This is a genomic window from Streptacidiphilus sp. P02-A3a (assembly GCF_014084105.1).
Classification (GTDB): Bacteria; Actinomycetota; Actinomycetes; order Streptomycetales; family Streptomycetaceae; genus Streptacidiphilus.
In genome coordinates this window covers 7204448-7223965 of the sequence record NZ_CP048289.1, presented here as the reverse complement: position 1 = coordinate 7223965, position 19518 = coordinate 7204448, and the positions used below count along the sequence as shown (strand labels likewise).

Sequence of the window (19518 nt, the reverse complement as noted above, 5' to 3'; positions counted from 1 at the left end):
CTCAGGCGGGCAGCGGCAGCCAGTCCGGCAGCTCGTCCAGGCTCACGCCCAGTGCCTGCATCAGGGTGGCCTCCGGTGTCGGCTCGAACGGGCTGAACAGCAGGGCCATCCCGGCCTGCTCCGGCGTCCGGTCCGCCTTGCGGTGGTTGCACGCGGCGCAGGCGGCGACGGTGTTCAGCCAGGTGTCACCGCCGCCGCGCGAGCGCGGCTGCACGTGGTCCACGGTCGTTCCGCGCCGTCCGCAGTACGCGCACCGGTGGCTGTCGCGGACGAGCACCCCGCGACGCGACCACGGCGCCCGTTGTCGGAACGGCACCCGCACGTACCGGCGCAGCCTGATCACCCGCGGCAGTGGCAGCTCCACCGAGGCCGCCCGGACCCGGAACACCGGGTGCGCGTGTTCGACCAGGGCCTTCTCCTGGAGTACCAGCACCACCGCGCGCTGCACCGACACCGCCGACAGCGGCTCGTATCCGGCGTTGAGTACCAGTGAACTGCGCATCCCGACCACCTCCGCTACCATGCCCGCCCCCACGGCGGTGATCCCACTGTGAGGGCGGTACGGTCCGCAGACAACGCAATTTCCGGTGGCCACCGGGTTACGGGTTCCCCTCGCGGTCCCGCTCGGCGGTGGTGCGGCCGCTCAGCTGTTCTCGTACTCCGCGATCAGCTGGGCCCGGCCCACCGCGTGGAAGCGCAGGTTGAAGCCGACCACGGCGGGGGAGACGTCGGCGTCCGGGCCCAGCTTCTCCTGGTCCACGGCGTAGACGGTGAAGACGTAGCGGTGCGGGCCGTCGCCGGGCGGCGGCGCGGCGCCGCCGAAGTCCCTGGTCCCGTAGTCGTTGCGGACCTGCACGGCGCCGCTCGGCAGCCCCTTGAAGTCACCGCTCCCGGCCCCCGTCGGCAGCTCGGTGACCTCCGCCGGGATGTCGAACACCGACCAGTGCCAGAAACCGCTGCCGGTCGGCGCGTCCGGGTCGTAGCAGGTGACCGCGTAGCTCTTGGTGCCGGCCGGCGCGCCGGACCAGCTCAGCTGCGGCGAGAGGTTCCCGGCGGCGTAGACGTGCGCGTCCGGAAGCGTCCCGCCGGCGCTGAAGTCGGTACTGGTGACCGTGAACTCGGGGACCGGCGGATGGTAGTCGTGCGGAAGGGGACGCCGCTTGGACTCCGACACTTCGTCAACCTCCTGGATGGGGGATGCTTCCGCCGCCCACACTATCCAGGCCGTGCCGTTCCCGGTGCCGCCTGGATTGCGCGGGCGGCGTTTCTCCTTCGACTACGCTCGAAGCCCGTCCACCGAAGGGGTAGCGAGCATGTCCGACGTCGGCGGCCTGGTGCCCCGCGCGTTCTTCGCCCGTCCGGCCCGGCTGGTCGCCCCGGAGCTGCTGGGCCGGGTGCTGGTCCGGCGTGATCCCGAGGGCGAGGTCGCCCTGCGGATCACCGAGGTCGAGGCCTACGAGGGGGAGCTGGACCCGGCCTCGCACGGCTACCGGGGGCCGACCCCGCGCAACGCCACCATGTTCGGACCGCCCGGGCACCTCTACGTCTACTGGGTCTACGGCATGCACCACGCCGCCAACCTGGTCTGCGGCGCGGACGGCGAGTGCCAGGCGGTACTCGTCCGGGCGGGGGAGGTGATCCACGGGCAGGCGCTGGCCGCCGCCCGGCGGCCGAACGCCCGCCGCCCGCAGGAACTGGCGAAGGGCCCGGGGCGGCTCGCGCTGTCCCTGGACTTCGACCGCGGCCTCGACGGCACCGACGTCTGCGCGCCCGGAGCGGCGGTCACCGTGCACCAGGGCGTTCCCTGCCCGGCCGACGCGATCCGCAGCGGGCCGCGCACGGGCGTGTCCAAGGGACACGAGACGCCCTGGCGGTTCTGGGTGGCGGACGACCCGACGGTCAGCCCCTACCGGCGGCACACCCCGCGCACCCGCCCACCCCGGACGTCCTAGCCCGGCTGGGCCTGCTCCGGCTCAGCCCACCTGGGCGGGGTTGCCGCGCGGGCGCAGCCCGGCCGCGCGGTAGATGTCGTCGATCAGGCCCATGGTCACCACCGCGTCCGCGGCCGGGGTGAGCACCGGGCCGCCGCGCAGCACCGCCTCGGCGAAGGCCCGCAGCTGGTACCCGTAGGTCGGGCCGCCGTGCACCCGCTCCCGACGCACCCCGCCCCGGGTGCGCACCGTCAGCCGGTTCCACAGCTGCGGGGCCAGGTAGTTGACCACCCGCAGCTCGCCCCGGTCACCGCGGACCGTCGCGCCGAAGTCCAGCAGCCGCCGCGACCACAACGAGGCGGTGAGCGCCCCGCTCGCCCCGTTGGGGAAGCGCAGCTCGGCGGTCATCGCCCGGTCGACCTCCGGCGCGCGCAGCACCGCCCGGGCGCTCAGTACCTCCGGCGGGCCCCCGGCGGCCTCACCGGCGAGCAGCCGCAGCAGGTGCAGGGCGTAGCAGCCGCCGTCCATCATCGCGCCGCCGCCCAGCGGATAGCTGTAGCGGATGTCGCCGAACACCGGCAGCGGGAAGCACATCGCCGTCCGCACGCTGCGGATCTCGCCCAGCTCGCCGCTGTCGACGATCTCCCGCATCCGGGCCGCCATCGGGTGGTAGCGGTAGTGGAAGGCCTCCATCGCCACCAGCCCGGAGGCCGCCGCGGCGTCGGCGACGGCGCGGGCCTCCGTGGCATTGGCGGTGAACGGCTTCTCGCACAGCACGTGCTTGCCCGCCGCCAGCGCCCTCAGCGTCCACTGCGCGTGCAGGCCGTTCGGCAGCGGGTTGTACACGGCGTCCAGGTCGGGGTCGTCCAGCAGCGCCTGGTAGTCGTGGTGGACCGTGCCGATCCCGTGCTTGGCGGCGAAGCGCCGCGCCCGCTCGGGATCGCGCGCCGCGACCGCGCCGACGACGACCTCCGGCAGCCGCGCCGCCGGACGCACCAGAGCGGAGGGGGCGATCCGGGCGGCGCCCAGGACGCCGATGCGGAGCTGGGTCATTCGGACACCTCGTGTTCCCCGGGGGACGGCCCGGATGCCGGGGCCGCAGCGTAATGGATTGGCGTTCACCCCGTACCCTCGGACACGCTGGGCTCACGCCCAGCTGCCCGCTGGTATCCCTGGAACTGCTGGTATCCCTGGAACTAAGGAGAAGCGAGACCGTGACGGACATCGTCGACGAGCTGAAATGGCGTGGGCTGATCGCCCTGTCCACCGACGAGGACGCACTGCGCAAGGCATTCGCGGACGGCCCGGTCACGTTCTATTGCGGTTTCGACCCGACGGCTCCCAGCCTGCACATGGGCAACCTGGTGCAGCTGCTCACCATGCGCCGCATCCAGGACGCCGGGAACTTCCCGCTGCCCCTGGCCGGCGGCGCGACGGGCCTGATCGGCGACCCGCGCCCCACCTCCGAGCGGACGCTGAACGACCCCGAGACCGTCGCGGCCTGGGCCACCCGCTTCCGCACCCAGTTCGAACGCTTCCTCGACTTCGAGGGCCCGTACGCGGCGCGCATCGTCAACAACCTGGACTGGACGTCGGGCCTGTCGGCGATCAGCCTGCTGCGTGACATCGGCAAGTACTTCCGGGTCAACACCATGATCGCCAAGGAGGCCGTCGCCAGGCGGCTCAACTCCGACGCCGGGATCAGCTACACCGAGTTCAGCTACCAGGTGCTCCAGGGCATGGACTACCTGGAGCTCAACCGCCGCTACGGCTGCACCCTGCAGACCGGCGGCAGTGACCAGTGGGGCAACCTCACCGCCGGTACCGAGCTGATCCGCAAGGCCGACGGCAAGTCCGTGCACGCGCTGGGAACCCCGCTGATCGTCAAGGCGGACGGCACCAAGTTCGGCAAGACCGAGACCGGAACCATCTGGCTCGACCCGGAGCTGACCACCCCGTACGCCTTCTACCAGTTCTGGCTCAACGCCGACGACCGGGACGTAGCGAACTACCTGCGCATCTTCTCCTTCCGTACCCAGGAGGAGATCGCCGAGCTGGAACGGCTCACCGCCGAGCAGCCGGCCGCCCGCGCCGCCCAGCGCGCGCTGGCCGAGGAGCTCACCACCCTGGTCCACGGCGAGGAGCAGCTGGCCCGCGCGGTCGCCGCCTCCCGCGCCCTGTTCGGCCAGGGCGACCTGGCCGACCTCGACGCACCCACCCTGGCCGCCGCCACCGCCGAGCTGCCGACCGCGAAGGTGTCCGAACTCGGTTCGCTGGTCGACCTGTTCGTCGCCACCGGGCTGGTGACCAGCAAGTCCGCCGCGCGCCGCGCGGTGAAGGAGGGCGGCGCCTACCTGAACAACGCCAAGGTGACCGACGAGGAGGCGGCGGCCACGTCCGCCGACCTGCTCCACGGCCGCTGGCTGCTGCTCCGCCGGGGCAAGCGCAGCCTGGCAGCAGTGGAACTGACGGGCTGACACACCCGGCTCGGGACATCCGTGGCGAAGGTCCAAAAGATCTTCGCCACGGATGTTTGACGTGGAGCACACGACCGTCTAGTGTTGGGCGAGTCGCTTGATTCGGATCGTTGCGTTGTACGGGGCATCGTCTCGCAGCAGCGGTCCTCACGTGGCCACACACTCAGAAGCCTCTTCACCCACTCTATTTGGTCCACCTGGTACCGGCATTTCCGTCGGCGCTCGGGGGTTCAATTGACGTGCGAATAGGTGACCGATTTTCCGGTGTTCGGAATATGCGGTAACGTAGTGCGGGTCGCTGAGCGACAAGCCCGCTCCGGCGGGTGGTGGAAACGAAAACAACCTGGTTCGCCGGGGGATTCGGATCTGCTAAGGTTTAGAACGAAGAACGAAGCGCCCGGAGAGACCGGTGAAAGGGTCTTGAAGGAAGCGTCCGTTCCTTGAGAACTCAACAGCGTGCCAAAAGTCAACGCCAGATATGTTGATACCCCGTCCGTTGATCGGACGAGGTTCCTTTGATGCACAAAACACTAGCGAGGACGCAGTGCACGGGATCGGCTATTCCGCCGGTTGCTGTGCCGCTCAACGCGTGTGGTGACCCGATTACGGGTAATCATTCACGGAGAGTTTGATCCTGGCTCAGGACGAACGCTGGCGGCGTGCTTAACACATGCAAGTCGAACGGTGAAGCCCTTCGGGGTGGATCAGTGGCGAACGGGTGAGTAACACGTGGGCAATCTGCCCCAGATTCTGGGACAACACCGGGAAACCGGTGCTAATACCGGATATGACGCATCTCCGCATGGGGTGTGCGTGGAAAGCTCCGGCGATCTGGGATGAGCCCGCGGCCTATCAGCTTGTTGGTGGGGTAATGGCCTACCAAGGCGACGACGGGTAGCCGGCCTGAGAGGGCGACCGGCCACACTGGGACTGAGACACGGCCCAGACTCCTACGGGAGGCAGCAGTGGGGAATATTGCACAATGGGCGAAAGCCTGATGCAGCGACGCCGCGTGAGGGATGACGGCCTTCGGGTTGTAAACCTCTTTCAGCAGGGAAGAAGCGCAAGTGACGGTACCTGCAGAAGAAGCACCGGCTAACTACGTGCCAGCAGCCGCGGTAATACGTAGGGTGCGAGCGTTGTCCGGAATTATTGGGCGTAAAGAGCTCGTAGGCGGCTTGTCGCGTCGGATGTGAAAGCCCGGGGCTTAACTCCGGGTCTGCATTCGATACGGGCAGGCTAGAGTGTGGTAGGGGAGATCGGAATTCCTGGTGTAGCGGTGAAATGCGCAGATATCAGGAGGAACACCGGTGGCGAAGGCGGATCTCTGGGCCATTACTGACGCTGAGGAGCGAAAGCGTGGGGAGCGAACAGGATTAGATACCCTGGTAGTCCACGCCGTAAACGTTGGGAACTAGGTGTGGGTCACATTCCACGTGGTCCGCGCCGCAGCTAACGCATTAAGTTCCCCGCCTGGGGAGTACGGCCGCAAGGCTAAAACTCAAAGGAATTGACGGGGGCCCGCACAAGCAGCGGAGCATGTGGCTTAATTCGACGCAACGCGAAGAACCTTACCAAGGCTTGACATATACCGGAAACGGCCAGAGATGGTCGCCCCCTTGTGGTCGGTATACAGGTGGTGCATGGTTGTCGTCAGCTCGTGTCGTGAGATGTTGGGTTAAGTCCCGCAACGAGCGCAACCCTCGTTCTGTGTTGCCAGCGGGTTATGCCGGGGACTCACAGGAGACTGCCGGGGTCAACTCGGAGGAAGGTGGGGACGACGTCAAATCATCATGCCCCTTATGTCTTGGGCTGCACACGTGCTACAATGGCCGGTACAATGAGCTGCGATACCGCGAGGTGGAGCGAATCTCAAAAAGCCGGTCTCAGTTCGGATTGGGGTCTGCAACTCGACCCCATGAAGTCGGAGTTGCTAGTAATCGCAGATCAGCATTGCTGCGGTGAATACGTTCCCGGGCCTTGTACACACCGCCCGTCACGTCACGAAAGTCGGTAACACCCGAAGCCGGTGGCCTAACCCGTAAGGGAAGGAGCTGTCGAAGGTGGGACCAGCGATTGGGACGAAGTCGTAACAAGGTAGCCGTACCGGAAGGTGCGGCTGGATCACCTCCTTTCTAAGGAGCACTTCTCCTGGCTTCGGTCGGGCAGAGGCCAGTTCATCGGCGAATGTTCGGTGCTGGTAGCTCATGGGTGGAACGTTGACTATTCGGCACGATCAGTTGGTCATGGTTAGTACTGCGCTTCGGCGCGTGGAAAGCGGTGGTTGGTTGGTTGTGTCGGGCACGTTGTTGGGTCCTGAGGGCGCGGCCGTATGGCTGGTCTTCAGACGCCGACCCCAGTGAACTTCACGCCGTTTGGTGTGGGGGTGATGGGTGGTTGGTCGTTGCTTGAGAACTGCACAGTGGACGCGAGCATCTGTGGCCAAGTTTTTAAGGGCGCACGGTGGATGCCTTGGCACTAGGAACCGATGAAGGACGTGGGAGGCCGCGATAGGCCCCGGGGAGCTGTCAACCGAGCTTTGATCCGGGGGTGTCCGAATGGGGAAACCCGGCAGTCGTCATGGGCTGTCACCCGCTGCTGAACACATAGGCAGTGTGGAGGGAACGCGGGGAAGTGAAACATCTCAGTACCCGCAGGAAGAGAAAACAACCGTGATTCCGAGAGTAGTGGCGAGCGAAATCGGATGAGGCTAAACCGTTGTGGTGTGATACCCGGCAGGGGTTGCCACTTCGGGGTCGTGGGATTGTACTTCAGTCGTCTGCCGGCGGCTGGGCGAGTCAGAAACCGTATGGGTAGTCGAAGGACATGCGAAAGGTCCGGCGTAGAGGGTAAGACCCCCGTAGACGAAATCTGTACGGCTTGCTTGTACAACTCCCAAGTAGCACGGAGCCCGAGAAATTCCGTGTGAATCTGGCGGGACCACCCGCTAAGCCTAAATATTCCCTAGTGACCGATAGCGGACAGTACCGTGAGGGAATGGTGAAAAGTACCGCGGGAGCGGAGTGAAATAGTACCTGAAACCGTGTGCCTACAAGCCGTGGGAGCGTCGCAGCGTGTGCTTGCACATGTTGTCGTGACTGCGTGCCTTTTGAAGAATGAGCCTGCGAGTTTGCGGTGTGTTGCGAGGTTAACCCGTGTGGGGTAGCCGTAGCGAAAGCGAGTCCGAATAGGGCGGTTGAGTAGCGCGCCCAAGACCCGAAGCGGAGTGATCTAGCCATGGGCAGGTTGAAGCGCGGGTAAGACCGTGTGGAGGACCGAACCCACCAGGGTTGAAAACCTGGGGGATGACCTGTGGTTAGGGGTGAAAGGCCAATCAAACTCCGTGATAGCTGGTTCTCCCCGAAATGCATTTAGGTGCAGCGTCGTGTGTTTCTTGCCGGAGGTAGAGCACTGGATAGGCGATGGGCCCCACCGGGTTACTGACCTTAGCCAAACTCCGAATGCCGGTAAGTGAGAGCGCGGCAGTGAGACTGTGGGGGATAAGCTCCATGGTCGAGAGGGAAACAGCCCAGAACACCGGCTAAGGCCCCTAAGCGTGTGCTAAGTGGGAAAGGATGTGGAGTCGCAGAGACAACCAGGAGGTTGGCTTAGAAGCAGCCACCCTTTAAAGAGTGCGTAATAGCTCACTGGTCAAGTGATTCCGCGCCGACAATGTAGCGGGGCTCAAGTACACCGCCGAAGCCGTGTCATTGCAGCTTAACTCCTAACGGGGGCTGTGATGGGTAGGGGAGCGTCGTGTGCCGGGTGAAGCGGCGGCGGAAGCCAGTCGTGGACGGTATACGAGTGAGAATGCAGGCATGAGTAGCGATACAAGAGTGGGAAACTCTTGCGCCGATTGACCAAGGGTTCCTGGGTCAAGCTGATCTGCCCAGGGTAAGTCGGGACCTAAGGCGAGGCCGACAGGCGTAGTCGATGGACAACGGGTTGATATTCCCGTACCCGCTTTGAAGCGCCAACGTCGAACCTCTGGATGCTAAGGCCGTGAAGCCGTCTCGGATCCTTCGGGTGAAGAGGAGTGGTGGAGCCGCTGATCCAACAGGGTAGTAGGTGAGCGATGGGGTGACGCAGGAAGGTAGTCCAGCCCGGGCGGTGGTTGTCCCGGGGTAAGGGTGTAGGACGTGAGGTAGGCAAATCCGCCTCACATATAGTCTGAGACCTGATGCCGAGCCGATTGTGGTGAAGTGGATGATCCTATGCTGTCGAGAAAAGCCTCTAGCGAGTTTCATGGCGGCCTGTACCCCAAACCGACTCAGGTGGTCAGGTAGAGAATACCGAGGCGTTCGGGTGAACTATGGTTAAGGAACTCGGCAAAATGCCCCCGTAACTTCGGGAGAAGGGGGGCCGGTTGTGGTGATGGGACTTGCTCCTTGAGCTGTGGCCGGCCGCAGAGACCAGCGAGAAGCGACTGTTTACTAAAAACACAGGTCCGTGCGAAGCCGTAAGGCGATGTATACGGACTGACGCCTGCCCGGTGCTGGAACGTTAAGGGGACCGGTTAGCTTGGTTTCGACCTGGCGAAGCTGAGAACTTAAGCGCCAGTAAACGGCGGTGGTAACTATAACCATCCTAAGGTAGCGAAATTCCTTGTCGGGTAAGTTCCGACCTGCACGAATGGCGTAACGACTTCTCGACTGTCTCAACCATAGGCCCGGTGAAATTGCATTACGAGTAAAGATGCTCGTTTCGCGCAGCAGGACGGAAAGACCCCGGGACCTTTACTATAGCTTGATATTGGTGTTCGGTTCGGCTTGTGTAGGATAGGTGGGAGACTTTGAAGCGGCCACGCCAGTGGTTGTGGAGTCGTCGTTGAAATACCACTCTGGTCGTGCTGGATGTCTAACCTGGGTCCGTGATCCGGATCAGGGACAGTGTCTGGTGGGTAGTTTAACTGGGGCGGTTGCCTCCTAAAATGTAACGGAGGCGCCCAAAGGTTCCCTCAGCCTGGTTGGCAATCAGGTGTTGAGTGTAAGTGCACAAGGGAGCTTGACTGTGAGACCGACGGGTCGAGCAGGTGCGAAAGCAGGGACTAGTGATCCGGCGGTGGCTTGTGGAAGCGCCGTCGCTCAACGGATAAAAGGTACCCCGGGGATAACAGGCTGATCTTCCCCAAGAGTCCATATCGACGGGATGGTTTGGCACCTCGATGTCGGCTCGTCGCATCCTGGGGCTGGAGTAGGTCCCAAGGGTTGGGCTGTTCGCCCATTAAAGCGGTACGCGAGCTGGGTTTAGAACGTCGTGAGACAGTTCGGTCCCTATCCGCTGCGCGCGTAGGAGTCTTGAGAAGGGCTGTCCCTAGTACGAGAGGACCGGGACGGACGAACCTCTGGTGTGCCAGTTGTCCTGCCAAGGGCATGGCTGGTTGGCTACGTTCGGGAGGGATAACCGCTGAAAGCATCTAAGCGGGAAGCCTGCTTCGAGATGAGGGCTCCCACCACCTTGAGTGGTTAAGGCTCCCAGTAGACGACTGGGTTGATAGGCCGGATGTGGAAGCCCTGTGAGGGGTGGAGCTGACCGGTACTAATAGGCCGAGGGCTTGTCCATAGTTGCTACGCGTCCACTGTACAGTTCCCGGGTTGCGAACAATCCCGGTGAACGTGTCGATTCTTTCGACACATCACAATTGAAGAGAGTGTTCGCTGAACACCCGATAGGGTTTCGGTGGTCATAGCGTGAGGGAAACGCCCGGTAACATCCCGAACCCGGAAGCTAAGCCTCATAGCGCCGATGGTACTGCAGGGGGACCCTGTGGGAGAGTAGGACGCCGCCGAACAATCATTCAGAGCCGCGGCCCCAGCGATTCGCTGGGGCCGCGGCTTTTTGTTTTGGTGAACTGACGTGCCCGGGCATGGGCACGTCACCCGTGCGCACTAGTTGGTGGAGTGCGGGACAATGGTGGGATGGCGGTCGAGCCTGGATGGCCGACGTCAGGATGTTTCAGTGATCAGAAGGAGTCGAGTCGATGTCGAACCCCCCTCAGAGCCGCCCAGAGCGCCGTTCGGGCGACGGACCGCAGGGTGCTGGGGGCGGCGCTGGCCGGCGTGACTCCCGTGGCGGCGGCTACAACCGCGACGACCGCGCGCCGCGCCGCGACGACCGTCCGAGCAGTGGTGGTGGCAGCTACAACCGCGATGACCGCCCGCGCAGCACCGGCGGGTTCAACCGCGATGACCGTGGCCCCCGTCGCGACGACCGTCCCAGTGGTGGCGGTTACAACCGCGACGACCGTGGACCGCGCCGCGACGACCGCCCCAGCAGCGGTGGCGGCAGCTACAACCGCGATGACCGCGCGCCGCGCCGCGACGACCGTCCGAGCAGCGGCGGTGGCAGCTACAACCGGGATGACCGCCCGCGTACCGGTGGTGGGTTCAACCGTGACGACCGTGGCCCGCGCCGCGACGATCGCCCGAGTGGTGGCGGGTTCAACCGTGACGAGCGTCCCCGTAGCACTGGTGGGTTCAACCGTGATGACCGTGGCCCGCGTCGGGATGACCGTCCCAGTGGTGGCGGTTACAACCGCGATGACCGTGGCCCGCGCCGCGATGACCGTCCGAGCAGCGGTGGCGGCGGCTTCCGCCGTGACGACCGCCCGAGTGGTGGTGGCGGGTTCAACCGTGACGAGCGCCCGCGCAGCACTGGTGGGTTCAACCGTGATGACCGTGGCCCGCGTCGGGATGACCGTCCCAGTGGTGGCGGTTACAACCGCGATGACCGTGGCCCGCGCCGCGATGACCGTCCGAGCAGCGGTGGCGGCGGCTTCCGCCGCGACGACCGCCCGAGTGGTGGCGGCGGGTTCAACCGTGACGACCGCCCCCGCAGCACCGGCGGGTTCAACCGCGATGACCGTGGCCCGCGTCGGGACGACCGTCCCAGTGGTGGCGGTTACAACCGGGACGACCGTCCGCGTACCGGTGGTGGGTTCAACCGGGACGACCGTGGCCCGCGCCGCGATGACCGTCCCAGCAGCGGTGGCGGCGGCTTCCGTCGTGACGACCGCCCGAGTGGTGGTGGTGGCTTCAACCGCGACGAGCGTCCGCGTACCGGTGGCGGGTTCAACCGTGATGACCGTGGCCCGCGCCGCGACGACCGTCCCAGCAGCGGTGGCGGCGGCTTCCGCCGGGATGACCGCCCCAGCACTGGTGGTGGCGGGTTCCGTCGCGACGACCGGCCGAGTGGTTTCAACCGCGATGACCGTCCGCGTACCGGTGGTGGGTTCAACCGGGACGACCGTGGCCCGCGCCGCGACGATCGCCCCAGCAGCGGTGGCGGCAGTTTCCGTCGCGACGACCGCCCGAGTGGTGGTGGCTTCAACCGCGACGAGCGTCCGCGCAGCACCGGCGGTTACAACCGCGATGACCGTGGCCCGCGCCGCGACGATCGCCCCAGCAGCGGTGGCGGCGGCTTCCGCCGCGACGACCGCTCCGGTGGCGGCAGCCAGGACCGTGGGCACGCGGACGAGCGGCGCAGTGAGCCGGTTCGCCGGCTGCCGATCGACGAGGACGTCACCGGGCAGGAGATCGACGGCGATGTCCGGCAGGAGCTGATGAGCCTGCCGAAGACGCTGGCCGACGATGTCGCCAAGAACCTGGTGATGGTCGCGCGGCTGCTCGACAGCGAGCCGGAGGAGGCCTACGCCTACTCCCGGGTCGCGCTGCGGCTGGCCTCCCGTGTCGCCGCCGTCCGCGAGGCGGCCGGGTTCGCGTCCTACGTGACCGAGCGCTACTCCGAGGCGCTGACCGAGTTCCGCGCTTCGCGCCGGATGACCGGTTCGGCTGAGCTGTGGCCGGTCATGGCGGACTGTGAGCGTGGTCTGGGACGTCCCGAGCGGGCCCTGGAGATGGCGGGCGCGCCCGAGGTCAAGCAGCTGGACAAGGCCGGGCAGATCGAGATGCGCCTGGTCGCGGCCGGTGCGCGCAGCGACATGGAGCAGTTCGACGCCGCTGTGGTCACCCTGGAGTGCCCCGAGCTCGGTTCGCACTCGGTGCAGCCGTGGACGGCGCGCCTGCGCTACGCCTACGCCGACGCGCTGATCGGCGCCGGGCGGGCGGACGAGGCCAGGGACTGGTTCTCCAAGGCTGCCGAGGCGGACCAGAACGGTTCGACCAACGCCGCCGAGCGCCTGGCCGAGATCGACGGGATCGAGTTCGTCGACACCCTCGACCCCGACATCGAGGTCGATGACGAGGGCGACGACGAGACCGCCGCCCCCAGCGGCAAGAGCGACGAGGCGCAGGACACCGAGCTCGCGGCGGACGACGTCGAGGACGACGAGGACGAGGACGAGAACGGCGAGTTCGCGTCCGGCCACGGCGAGGACTACTACGACGACGACGAGGAAGAGGACGCGGAGGAGGGCTTCGCGCCCCCGAGCGCCGCCCCCTTCCTGGAGCCCGGCCAGGGCCGTCGCTCCTGACGTCCGGCGCTGAGCGCAGCTGATCGACTGAGGCCCGTACCGGGGATTCCGGTGCGGGCCTCAGTTGTTTCGGGAGACCTGGGGCCGGAGATCGGAGACCGACCTCAGGGGTCAGCCGAGCAGCAGGCTGCGCAGTACCAGGCCGGTGGCGGGCTTCGGCCCGAACGAGGTCGACTTGCGCGGCATGGTCACGCCCTGCTCCGCCAGGCGCCTGACCACGCCCTCGGCCACCGGATGCAGCAGCACCGCCGTCCCGCCGGTCTGTGCGGCCTCGCGGACGGCGGCGTCGGTGTCGTGCACGTAGCCGATGTGCTCCGGGGAGTCGGGTACCCGCCAGACCCGGTCGAGCAGGACCGAGTGCAGCACGGTGGCGTCGAGACGGCGGTACTCCTCCGGCCGGTCGGCGGGGACCGCCGCGTCGAGGGTGGCCGCGTCCGGGCCGGTGACCAGCCGGAACTCATCGCCTCCGGTCAGCACGAAGGCGTTCTGGCCGGTGGCCTTGGCACGGTCCTGGGCCGCCAGCGCGGCGTCCTGGCCCGGTAGCGGGTCAGTCACCGTCCAGCTGCCGCCGGGGGACCCGAGGGCGGCCAGGGCGTCCCGCAGCGGCAGCCGGTGCAGCACCCGGTGGATCGCGCGGACGCGCAGCGGGTACCGGGCGGTGTCCACCAGCAGTACCAGCCCGCGATCCCAGGGGCTGTGCGCGAGGTAGCGGTGTTCGCGCTGGAGGCGCAGGTACATCGCCCAGCGGTGGTGTCCGTCGGCGATCAGCGCGCGGCAGGTGGCGAGGTCCCTGGAGACGACGCGGAGGTCGTGCGGGTCGGTGACCGACCACAGCCGGTGGGTGGTGCCGTCGCTGGTCGTGGTGGTCAGCAGCGACGGGGTTCCGACGGTCCGCTCGATGACCTCGGCTGCGGTGCCGTCGCCCCGGTAGGTGAGCAGGATCGGTTCCAGGTTGGCCTTGGTGGTCCGCATCAGGCCGACCCGGTCGGCGACCGGGCGGGGCATCACCTCCTCGTGCGGCAGTACCACCCCGGCCCGTGGTCCGCTGACGGCGAGGGCGCCGATCAGGCCGCGCTGCAGGGCGCCGCCCTCCTCGGGCGGGGCCTGCTGCTCGTAGACGTACAGCGCGGGCGCCGGATCGGCGGTGAGGACGCCGCTGCGCTGCCAGGCGGAGAGCAGGGCTGCGGCGCGCCGGTAGCCGCTCTCGGCGGTGGGTTCCGGCCGGGGCAGGATCAGCCGCACGACATTGTGCGGGTCACCGGTCTCCAGGCGGAGCCGTCCGTCGGCGTCCACCACGTCGTACGGGGGCGAGGTGACCGCGGCCAGCGAGGTGACCCGCCCGGGGTCGTAACGCAAGCCGCGGAAAGGGGCGAGTGACAGGCCGGCGGCGGCCACGCGGCCCGCGTCGCCGTACCGGGATTCTTCTGCGTCGTCTGCACTGACTGCGCTCACTCTGGGCATGTTAACCGGGTGCGCGCGGTTGACTGATCATCGGACGGTTATTGGTCGGGGGACGGAGAGGGGTCGCAGATGTGGGAGCGGGCACGCCACGACGAGGGCACTCCGAGTGGTGCTCCTAGTGGCGATGTGTACGACTGGTTCCGGCGCGGGAGCGAGTTGCTGGCGAGCGGCCATCCAGGGGCGGCCGTGCAGTTGCTGGTGCGGGCGGCGGAGGCGGAGCCCGGCTCGACCGCGATCCGGGAGACGCTGGCCCGGGCGCAGTTCGACGCCGGATCGTACGCGGCGGCGCTGGAGAGCTTCCGGACGGTGGCGCTGGCCGACCCGTCGGACGACTACGCCCAGTTCGGCTGGGGCCTGGCGGCGGCCAGGACCGGTGACTTCGAGGAGTCGGCGGTGCATCTGGCGCTGGCGGTGGCGATGCGGCCGGAATCCGAGCACTACCGGGCGGCGTTGCGGCAGACCCGGGCGACGCTGAAGGCGCGGGCGGGCGGGTTCGGTACGGTCAAGGGTGTGCAGGACCAGGACGAGTAGAGAGATCGGACCCATGCCTGACCTTCCCGACGTTCCCGGATCGCCGACCGAGGATTCGCTTCCGCTCCACCGGCGCTACGACACGGCGCTGCTCGACCTCGACGGCGTGGTCTACGCCGGTCCGAACGCGATCGACCACGCCGTGGAGGTCCTGGCACAGGCCCGCGCGGAGGGCATGCGGCTGGCGTACGTGACCAACAACGCCTCGCGGACGCCGGACGCGGTCTCCACCCACCTGACCGAGCTGGGCGTACCGGCCGAGCCCGGCGACGTGATCACCTCCGCGCAGGCCGCCGCGCGGCTGGTCGCGGGTCTGGTGCCGGACGGCTCGGCGGTGCTGGTGGTCGGCGGCGAGGGCCTGCTCCAGGCGCTGCGGGAGCGCGGGCTGAAGCCGGTGCGCTCGCTGGACGAAGGGCCGGTGGCGGTGGTGCAGGGCTTCGATCCGAGCGTCGGCTGGCAGCAGCTGTCCGAGGCCGGCTACGCCGTGGCCCAGGGACTGCCGTGGGTGGCCTCCAACACCGACCTGACCATCCCGACCGCGCGCGGCACCGCCCCCGGCAACGGCACGCTGGTCGCGGCGGTCCGCGCGGCAACCGGGGTGGAGCCGCAGGTCGCGGGCAAGCCGCTGCCGCCGATGCACCGGGAGACGATCATCCGCACCGGCGCGAAGCACCCGCTGGTGGTCGGGGACCGGTTGGACACCGACATCGAGGGCGCGTTCAACGGCGGCGTGGACAGCCTGCTGGTCTTCACCGGCGTCAGCACACCGGAGCAGCTCCCGGACGCGCCGGAGCAGCACCGCCCGACGTACCTGGCGGCGGACCTGCGCGGGCTGCTGCGGGTGCAGCCGGAGCTGGTCGCGGATGAGGACGGCGGCTACCGCTGCGGCGGCTGGACGGCGACGGTCGGCGACGGCGCGGTGCTGCTCGACGAGCGGGGGGACGACCCGTACGACGGTCTGCGCGCGCTGTGCGCGGTGGTCTGGGCGGCGGCGGACGCCTCCTCCGGTGGCGAGGGGCCGCAGTGGCGGAAGGCGCTGACCGAACTCGGGCTCTGAGACCGTCCGAGCTGCTCGGCCCGGCCGCCGCTGACCTCAGAGCAGCTTGCGCAGCTGGAGCAGGTCACGGATGCCGGCCTCCAGCTTGACCCGTCCGGACGCCCAGGCCGAGGCGAAGTTGATCCGGCCGCCGACCAGTGCCACCAGGTCGTCGCCCGTCAGGGCGAGCCGGATCTGTGCCCGTTCCCCCGGCTTGCCGGGCGCCTGTGTGATGTCCTGGATACGGCCGTCCCGGAGGCGTCCGGAGAAGGTCAGGTCGAGGTCGGTGATCCAGCAGGTCAGCGAGCGGTCCATGGCGGCGGCGCTGCGGACGTCGCCCTGCGCGTTGCCGAGGTTCTCGCTGAGCTGGTTCAGTGCCGCCAGGCACTCGGCGGAGTTCGCCATGGCGCGGGGGTGCTCCTGTTGCTACGGATGGTGCCGCAGAGGGCTTTGGTCCCTGCGACGCTACCGCAGCGGCGGCGCGGGGCGTGGATGGTCGGCGTGGCACGGCGAAGCGGTAGCGTCTTGTGGGACCGTCCCACAGGACGGGAAGCGGGAGAGGGAGGGCCGGATGCGCGACAAGCTGAGTGACTACCTCAAGCTGGCGGCCGACGCCGCGCTGGGGGCGGCGGGCGAGGTCCGGCGACGGGCCGAAGCGGGGGCCCGCGAGCTGCTGGAGCTGTCCGGCGTGGACGCCGAGGAACTGCGCGCCCGGGTGCCGGAGCCGGTCCAGTCGCTGGCGGAGGAGGTCGTGTCGGCGGGGCGGAACAACTCCGAGCTGCTGATCGGGCTGGTCCGCTCGGAGATGGAGAAGGCGTGGAACCGGGTCGGCGACGGCATGGTGCAGATCGGCGTGATCCTGGAGCTGTTGGAACGCCAGGTGCGGCACCTCCAGGGCGCGGACGAGGCGGACACGGACGCTGAGGACGACGAGCCCGCGACCGAGCCGCCGCCCGCCCCGCGCGCGGAGCAGGCCTTCCCGAGCCCGGCGACGCAGGCCGCTCCGCGCTCGGCCCCGCGTCCGGTCCGGGTGGTCGTCGACGAGGACGACGAGGCCGCGAAGGGCGCGGCAGCGGCGGCGGCGCGACGCCGGGCGGCCGTCCCCGGCCTGCGCAAGGCCGCAGCGCGGAAGCCTGCGGCGGCCCCGGCGACCGCGACCCCGGAGGCGGCGGCGGAGACGAGGACCCCGGCGAAGAAGACCGCCGCGAAGAAGACCGCCGCGAAGAAGACCGCCGCGAAGAAGACCGCCGCGAAGAAGACCGCCGCGAAGCAGGCCCCGGCGCGGAAGGCCCCGGCCAGGAAGGCGCCATCGCGGCAGCCCGAGCCCGCGAGCGCCCCGGCGACCGAGCGGACCCCGGCGGCGAAGAAGACGGCAACGGCGAAGAAGACCGCCCCGGTCGCCGAGGCCGCTCCGGCCCCCGCCCCGGCCAGGAAGTCCGCCGCCAAGAAGCCTGCCGCCGCCGCGAAGACGACCGCCGCGAAGACGACCGCCGCGAAGACGGCCACGGCGAAGCAGGCCGCACCCCGAAAGCCCCCGGCCAATGACTGAACCGACCCCGCCCCGCCCCGTCCCGGTGGTCGCGGCTCATGCCGTGCCCGGGGCGGGTGGCGGCTTCGAGGGCCGGGATGGGGTGGAGGAGACTGGGGTGGCCGGGGTGGACGCGGCGTTGGCGCGGCTGGAAGGGTTGGCCGAGGTGCCGTCCGAGGAGCACGCGGCGGTCTTCGAGGCCGTGCACGAGCAACTGCGGCAGACCCTGGCCGGCCTCGACCAGCCGCACCCGCAGGCAACTGGTCGGCAGTAAAAGTACCTGGTACCACGACTTCGCAGGAGCTGAACCGCACGTGGCAGTCGCACGACGCCGTCTGGACGCCGAACTCGTCCGCCGCAAGCTGGCCCGTTCCCGGGAGCACGCCAGTGAGCTGATCGCCGCCGGGCGGGTCAGTGTCGGCGGGGCCACCGCGACCAAGCCCGCCACCCAGGTGGAGACCTCGGCGGCGGTGGTGGTGAGCAAGGACGACAACGACCCGGACTACGTCTCCCGGGGCGGCCACAAGCTCGCCGGCGCGCTCGCCGCGTTCGTCCCGCAGGGGCTGGCCGTGGCCGGGCGTCGCTGCCTGGACGCGGGCGCGTCCACCGGCGGGTTCACCGATGTGCTGCTGCGGGCCGGGGTGGACCGGGTGCTGGCCGTGGACGTCGGCTACGGCCAGCTGGCCTGGTCGCTGCAGAGCGACGACCGGGTGACCGTGATGGACCGCACCAATGTGCGCGAGTTGACGTTGGAGCAGGTCGGCGGCGTGCCCGTGGACCTGGTGGTCAGCGACCTGTCGTTCATCCCGCTGGGCCTGGTGCTGCCCGCGCTGGTGGCCTGCACCGCGCCCGAGGGGGACCTGGTGCTGATGGTCAAGCCGCAGTTCGAGGTGGGCAAGGAGCGGCTGGGCAGCGGCGGCGTGGTGCGCAGCCCGCAGCTGCGGCAGGAGATGATCGAGAAGGTGGCGGCCCAGGGCGCGGCCCTGGGGCTGGGGGTGCGCGGGGTGACCGCGAGCCCGCTGCCGGGGCCGTCCGGCAACGTCGAGTACTTCCTCTGGTTCCGTCGCGACGCGGGTCCGCTGGATCCGGATCAGGCCAGTCGCGCTGTTTCCGAGGGCCCGCAGTGACCAACCGGTAGGGTCGGAGACCATCGCCTGCCAGTATCCGATACGAGGGGGAGGCGTGACGGGTCGACGCGGGCCGGTCGCGCTGGAAGGATATCCATGACTGACCGCTCTGTCTTCCTGCTCGCGCACACCGGCCGCGAAGAGGCCCTGCTCAGTGTGGAGTGCCTGGTCGAAGGCCTGTTGAAGGCGGGAATAAGGCTGCGGGTGCTGGCTGCCGAGGCCCCGGACATGGGTTTCCCGGCCGGGGTCGAGGCGGTGCCGACCGGGCCGGGGGCAGTCGCGGGTTGCGAGCTGATCCTGGTCCTGGGCGGGGACGGGACGCTGCTGCGCGGCGCCGAGCTGTCACGCGAGTCCGGGGTGCCGATGCTCGGGGTGAACCTGGGCCGGGTCGGCTTCCTGGCCGAGGCGGAGCGCGACGACCTGGCGAAGGTGGTCGAGCGGGTGGTCGACCTCGACTACGAGGTCGAGGAGCGGATGACGCTGGACGTGATCGTCCGCACCGACGGGCGGATCGTGCACACCGACTGGGCGCTGAACGAGGCCTCGGTGGAGAAGGCATCCCGCGAACGCATGATCGAGGTGGTGACCGAGGTCGACGGCCGTCCGGTGTCGAACTTCGGCTGTGACGGCGTGGTCTGCGCGACCCCGACGGGTTCCACCGCGTACGCGTTCTCGGCCGGGGGGCCGGTGGTCTGGCCGGAGGTGGAGGCGCTGCTGATGGTGCCGATCAGCGCCCACGCGCTGTTCGCCAAGCCGCTGGTGACCTCGCCCAAGTCGGTGCTGGCGGTGGAGGTCCAGCGCAAGACGCCCAACGGCGTGCTGTGGTGCGACGGCCGCCGGACGGTGGAGCTGCCCGCCGGGGCCAGGGTCGAGGTGCGCCGGGGGCGGACTCCGGTCCGGCTCGCGCGGCTGCACCGCGCGCCCTTCACCGACCGGCTGGTGGCGAAGTTCGCGCTGCCGGTCACCGGCTGGCGCGGCGCGCCGGAGCAGGGCTGA

Annotated in this window: 15 protein-coding genes and 3 rRNA genes; 12 read left to right on the top strand and 6 right to left on the bottom strand. The window is 68.5% G+C overall.

All coding sequences use genetic code 11. The features are described 5' to 3' along the window. Position 1: 1 nt before the first annotated feature. Both GXP74_RS30260 and GXP74_RS30255 read right to left on the bottom strand, forming a co-directional pair. Positions 2–502, bottom strand: a complete 501-nt coding sequence (locus GXP74_RS30260; RefSeq protein ID WP_182454395.1) for an HNH endonuclease — start codon at positions 500–502, stop codon at positions 2–4. Positions 503–643: 141 nt separating this feature from the next. Further along, positions 644–1174, bottom strand: coding sequence for a YbhB/YbcL family Raf kinase inhibitor-like protein (locus tag GXP74_RS30255; RefSeq protein ID WP_182454394.1), 531 nt, complete (start codon positions 1172–1174; stop codon positions 644–646). 139 nt (positions 1175–1313) lie between these two features. Here GXP74_RS30255 and GXP74_RS30250 point away from each other — a divergent pair, with 139 nt between their 5' ends. Then, positions 1314–1952 carry a DNA-3-methyladenine glycosylase gene (locus tag GXP74_RS30250; RefSeq protein WP_182454393.1) on the top strand — a complete coding sequence of 213 codons (639 nt, stop codon included), beginning with the start codon at positions 1314–1316 and terminating at the stop codon, positions 1950–1952. Positions 1953–1973: 21 nt separating this feature from the next. Here GXP74_RS30250 and GXP74_RS30245 read toward each other — a convergent pair whose 3' ends face one another. Beyond that, positions 1974–2984 (bottom strand): Gfo/Idh/MocA family protein, encoded by a 1011-nt coding sequence (locus tag GXP74_RS30245; protein ID WP_182454392.1) that lies wholly within the window; start codon positions 2982–2984, stop codon positions 1974–1976. Positions 2985–3145: 161 nt separating this feature from the next. On the opposite strand from GXP74_RS30245, the gene tyrS reads away from it, so the two are divergent. The 4 genes from tyrS to rrf all read left to right on the top strand — a co-directional run bounded on the left by tyrS (position 3146) and on the right by rrf (position 10199). Further along, the gene (tyrS, locus tag GXP74_RS30240; protein ID WP_182454391.1) at positions 3146–4408 is read left to right on the top strand and encodes a tyrosine--tRNA ligase; all 1263 of its coding nucleotides are present in this window, start codon (positions 3146–3148) and stop codon (positions 4406–4408) included. A gap of 616 nt (positions 4409–5024) precedes the next feature. Beyond that, positions 5025–6543 (top strand): 16S ribosomal RNA (locus tag GXP74_RS30235). 305 nt (positions 6544–6848) lie between these two features. Further along, positions 6849–9970 (top strand): 23S ribosomal RNA (locus GXP74_RS30230). A gap of 113 nt (positions 9971–10083) precedes the next feature. Then, a 5S ribosomal RNA gene (gene rrf / locus GXP74_RS30225) occupies positions 10084–10199 on the top strand. The 16S, 23S and 5S rRNA genes sit together here, the layout of an rRNA operon. A 171-nt stretch (positions 10200–10370) precedes the next feature. Here the strand turns inward: rrf and GXP74_RS42345 are convergent. Further along, positions 10371–11876: a hypothetical protein gene (locus tag GXP74_RS42345; RefSeq protein WP_182456989.1), complete on the bottom strand. Its 1506-nt coding sequence runs from the start codon at positions 11874–11876 to the stop codon at positions 10371–10373. A 93-nt stretch (positions 11877–11969) separates the two neighbouring features. Between GXP74_RS42345 and GXP74_RS30215 the strand changes: the two genes are divergently transcribed. After that, positions 11970–12839, top strand: coding sequence for a hypothetical protein (locus GXP74_RS30215; protein ID WP_225448702.1), 870 nt, complete (start codon positions 11970–11972; stop codon positions 12837–12839). 111 nt (positions 12840–12950) lie between these two features. On the opposite strand, the gene GXP74_RS30210 is transcribed toward GXP74_RS30215, so the two are convergent. Further along, the gene (locus GXP74_RS30210) at positions 12951–14300 is read right to left on the bottom strand and encodes a DUF1015 family protein (RefSeq protein WP_182454390.1); all 1350 of its coding nucleotides are present in this window, start codon (positions 14298–14300) and stop codon (positions 12951–12953) included. Between the two features lie 126 nt (positions 14301–14426). Between GXP74_RS30210 and GXP74_RS30205 the strand changes: the two genes are divergently transcribed. Together GXP74_RS30205 and GXP74_RS30200 are read left to right on the top strand one after the other, a co-directional pair. Beyond that, positions 14427–14831 carry a tetratricopeptide repeat protein gene (locus tag GXP74_RS30205; protein WP_225448305.1) on the top strand — a complete coding sequence of 135 codons (405 nt, stop codon included), beginning with the start codon at positions 14427–14429 and terminating at the stop codon, positions 14829–14831. A 13-nt stretch (positions 14832–14844) separates the two neighbouring features. Beyond that, positions 14845–15888, top strand: a complete 1044-nt coding sequence (locus tag GXP74_RS30200) for an HAD-IIA family hydrolase (protein ID WP_182454388.1) — start codon at positions 14845–14847, stop codon at positions 15886–15888. Positions 15889–15924: 36 nt separating this feature from the next. On the opposite strand, the gene GXP74_RS30195 is transcribed toward GXP74_RS30200, so the two are convergent. Continuing rightward, positions 15925–16272, bottom strand: coding sequence for a sterol-binding protein (locus tag GXP74_RS30195; protein ID WP_182454387.1), 348 nt, complete (start codon positions 16270–16272; stop codon positions 15925–15927). Positions 16273–16438: 166 nt separating this feature from the next. Here GXP74_RS30195 and GXP74_RS30190 point away from each other — a divergent pair, with 166 nt between their 5' ends. From GXP74_RS30190 to GXP74_RS30175, 4 genes are all read left to right on the top strand, one after another. After that, complete coding sequence (locus GXP74_RS30190) at positions 16439–17416, top strand: hypothetical protein (protein WP_182454386.1); 978 nt, start codon at positions 16439–16441, stop codon at positions 17414–17416. Next, positions 17409–17669, top strand: a complete 261-nt coding sequence (locus GXP74_RS30185) for a hypothetical protein (protein ID WP_182454385.1) — start codon at positions 17409–17411, stop codon at positions 17667–17669. Before GXP74_RS30190 ends, GXP74_RS30185 begins: the two co-directional genes overlap by 8 nt. 40 nt (positions 17670–17709) lie before the next feature. Then, positions 17710–18522: a TlyA family RNA methyltransferase gene (locus GXP74_RS30180; RefSeq protein WP_182454384.1), complete on the top strand. Its 813-nt coding sequence runs from the start codon at positions 17710–17712 to the stop codon at positions 18520–18522. Between the two features lie 96 nt (positions 18523–18618). Beyond that, on the top strand, positions 18619–19518 hold the full coding sequence (locus GXP74_RS30175; protein ID WP_182454383.1) for an NAD kinase: 900 nt from the start codon (positions 18619–18621) through the stop codon (positions 19516–19518).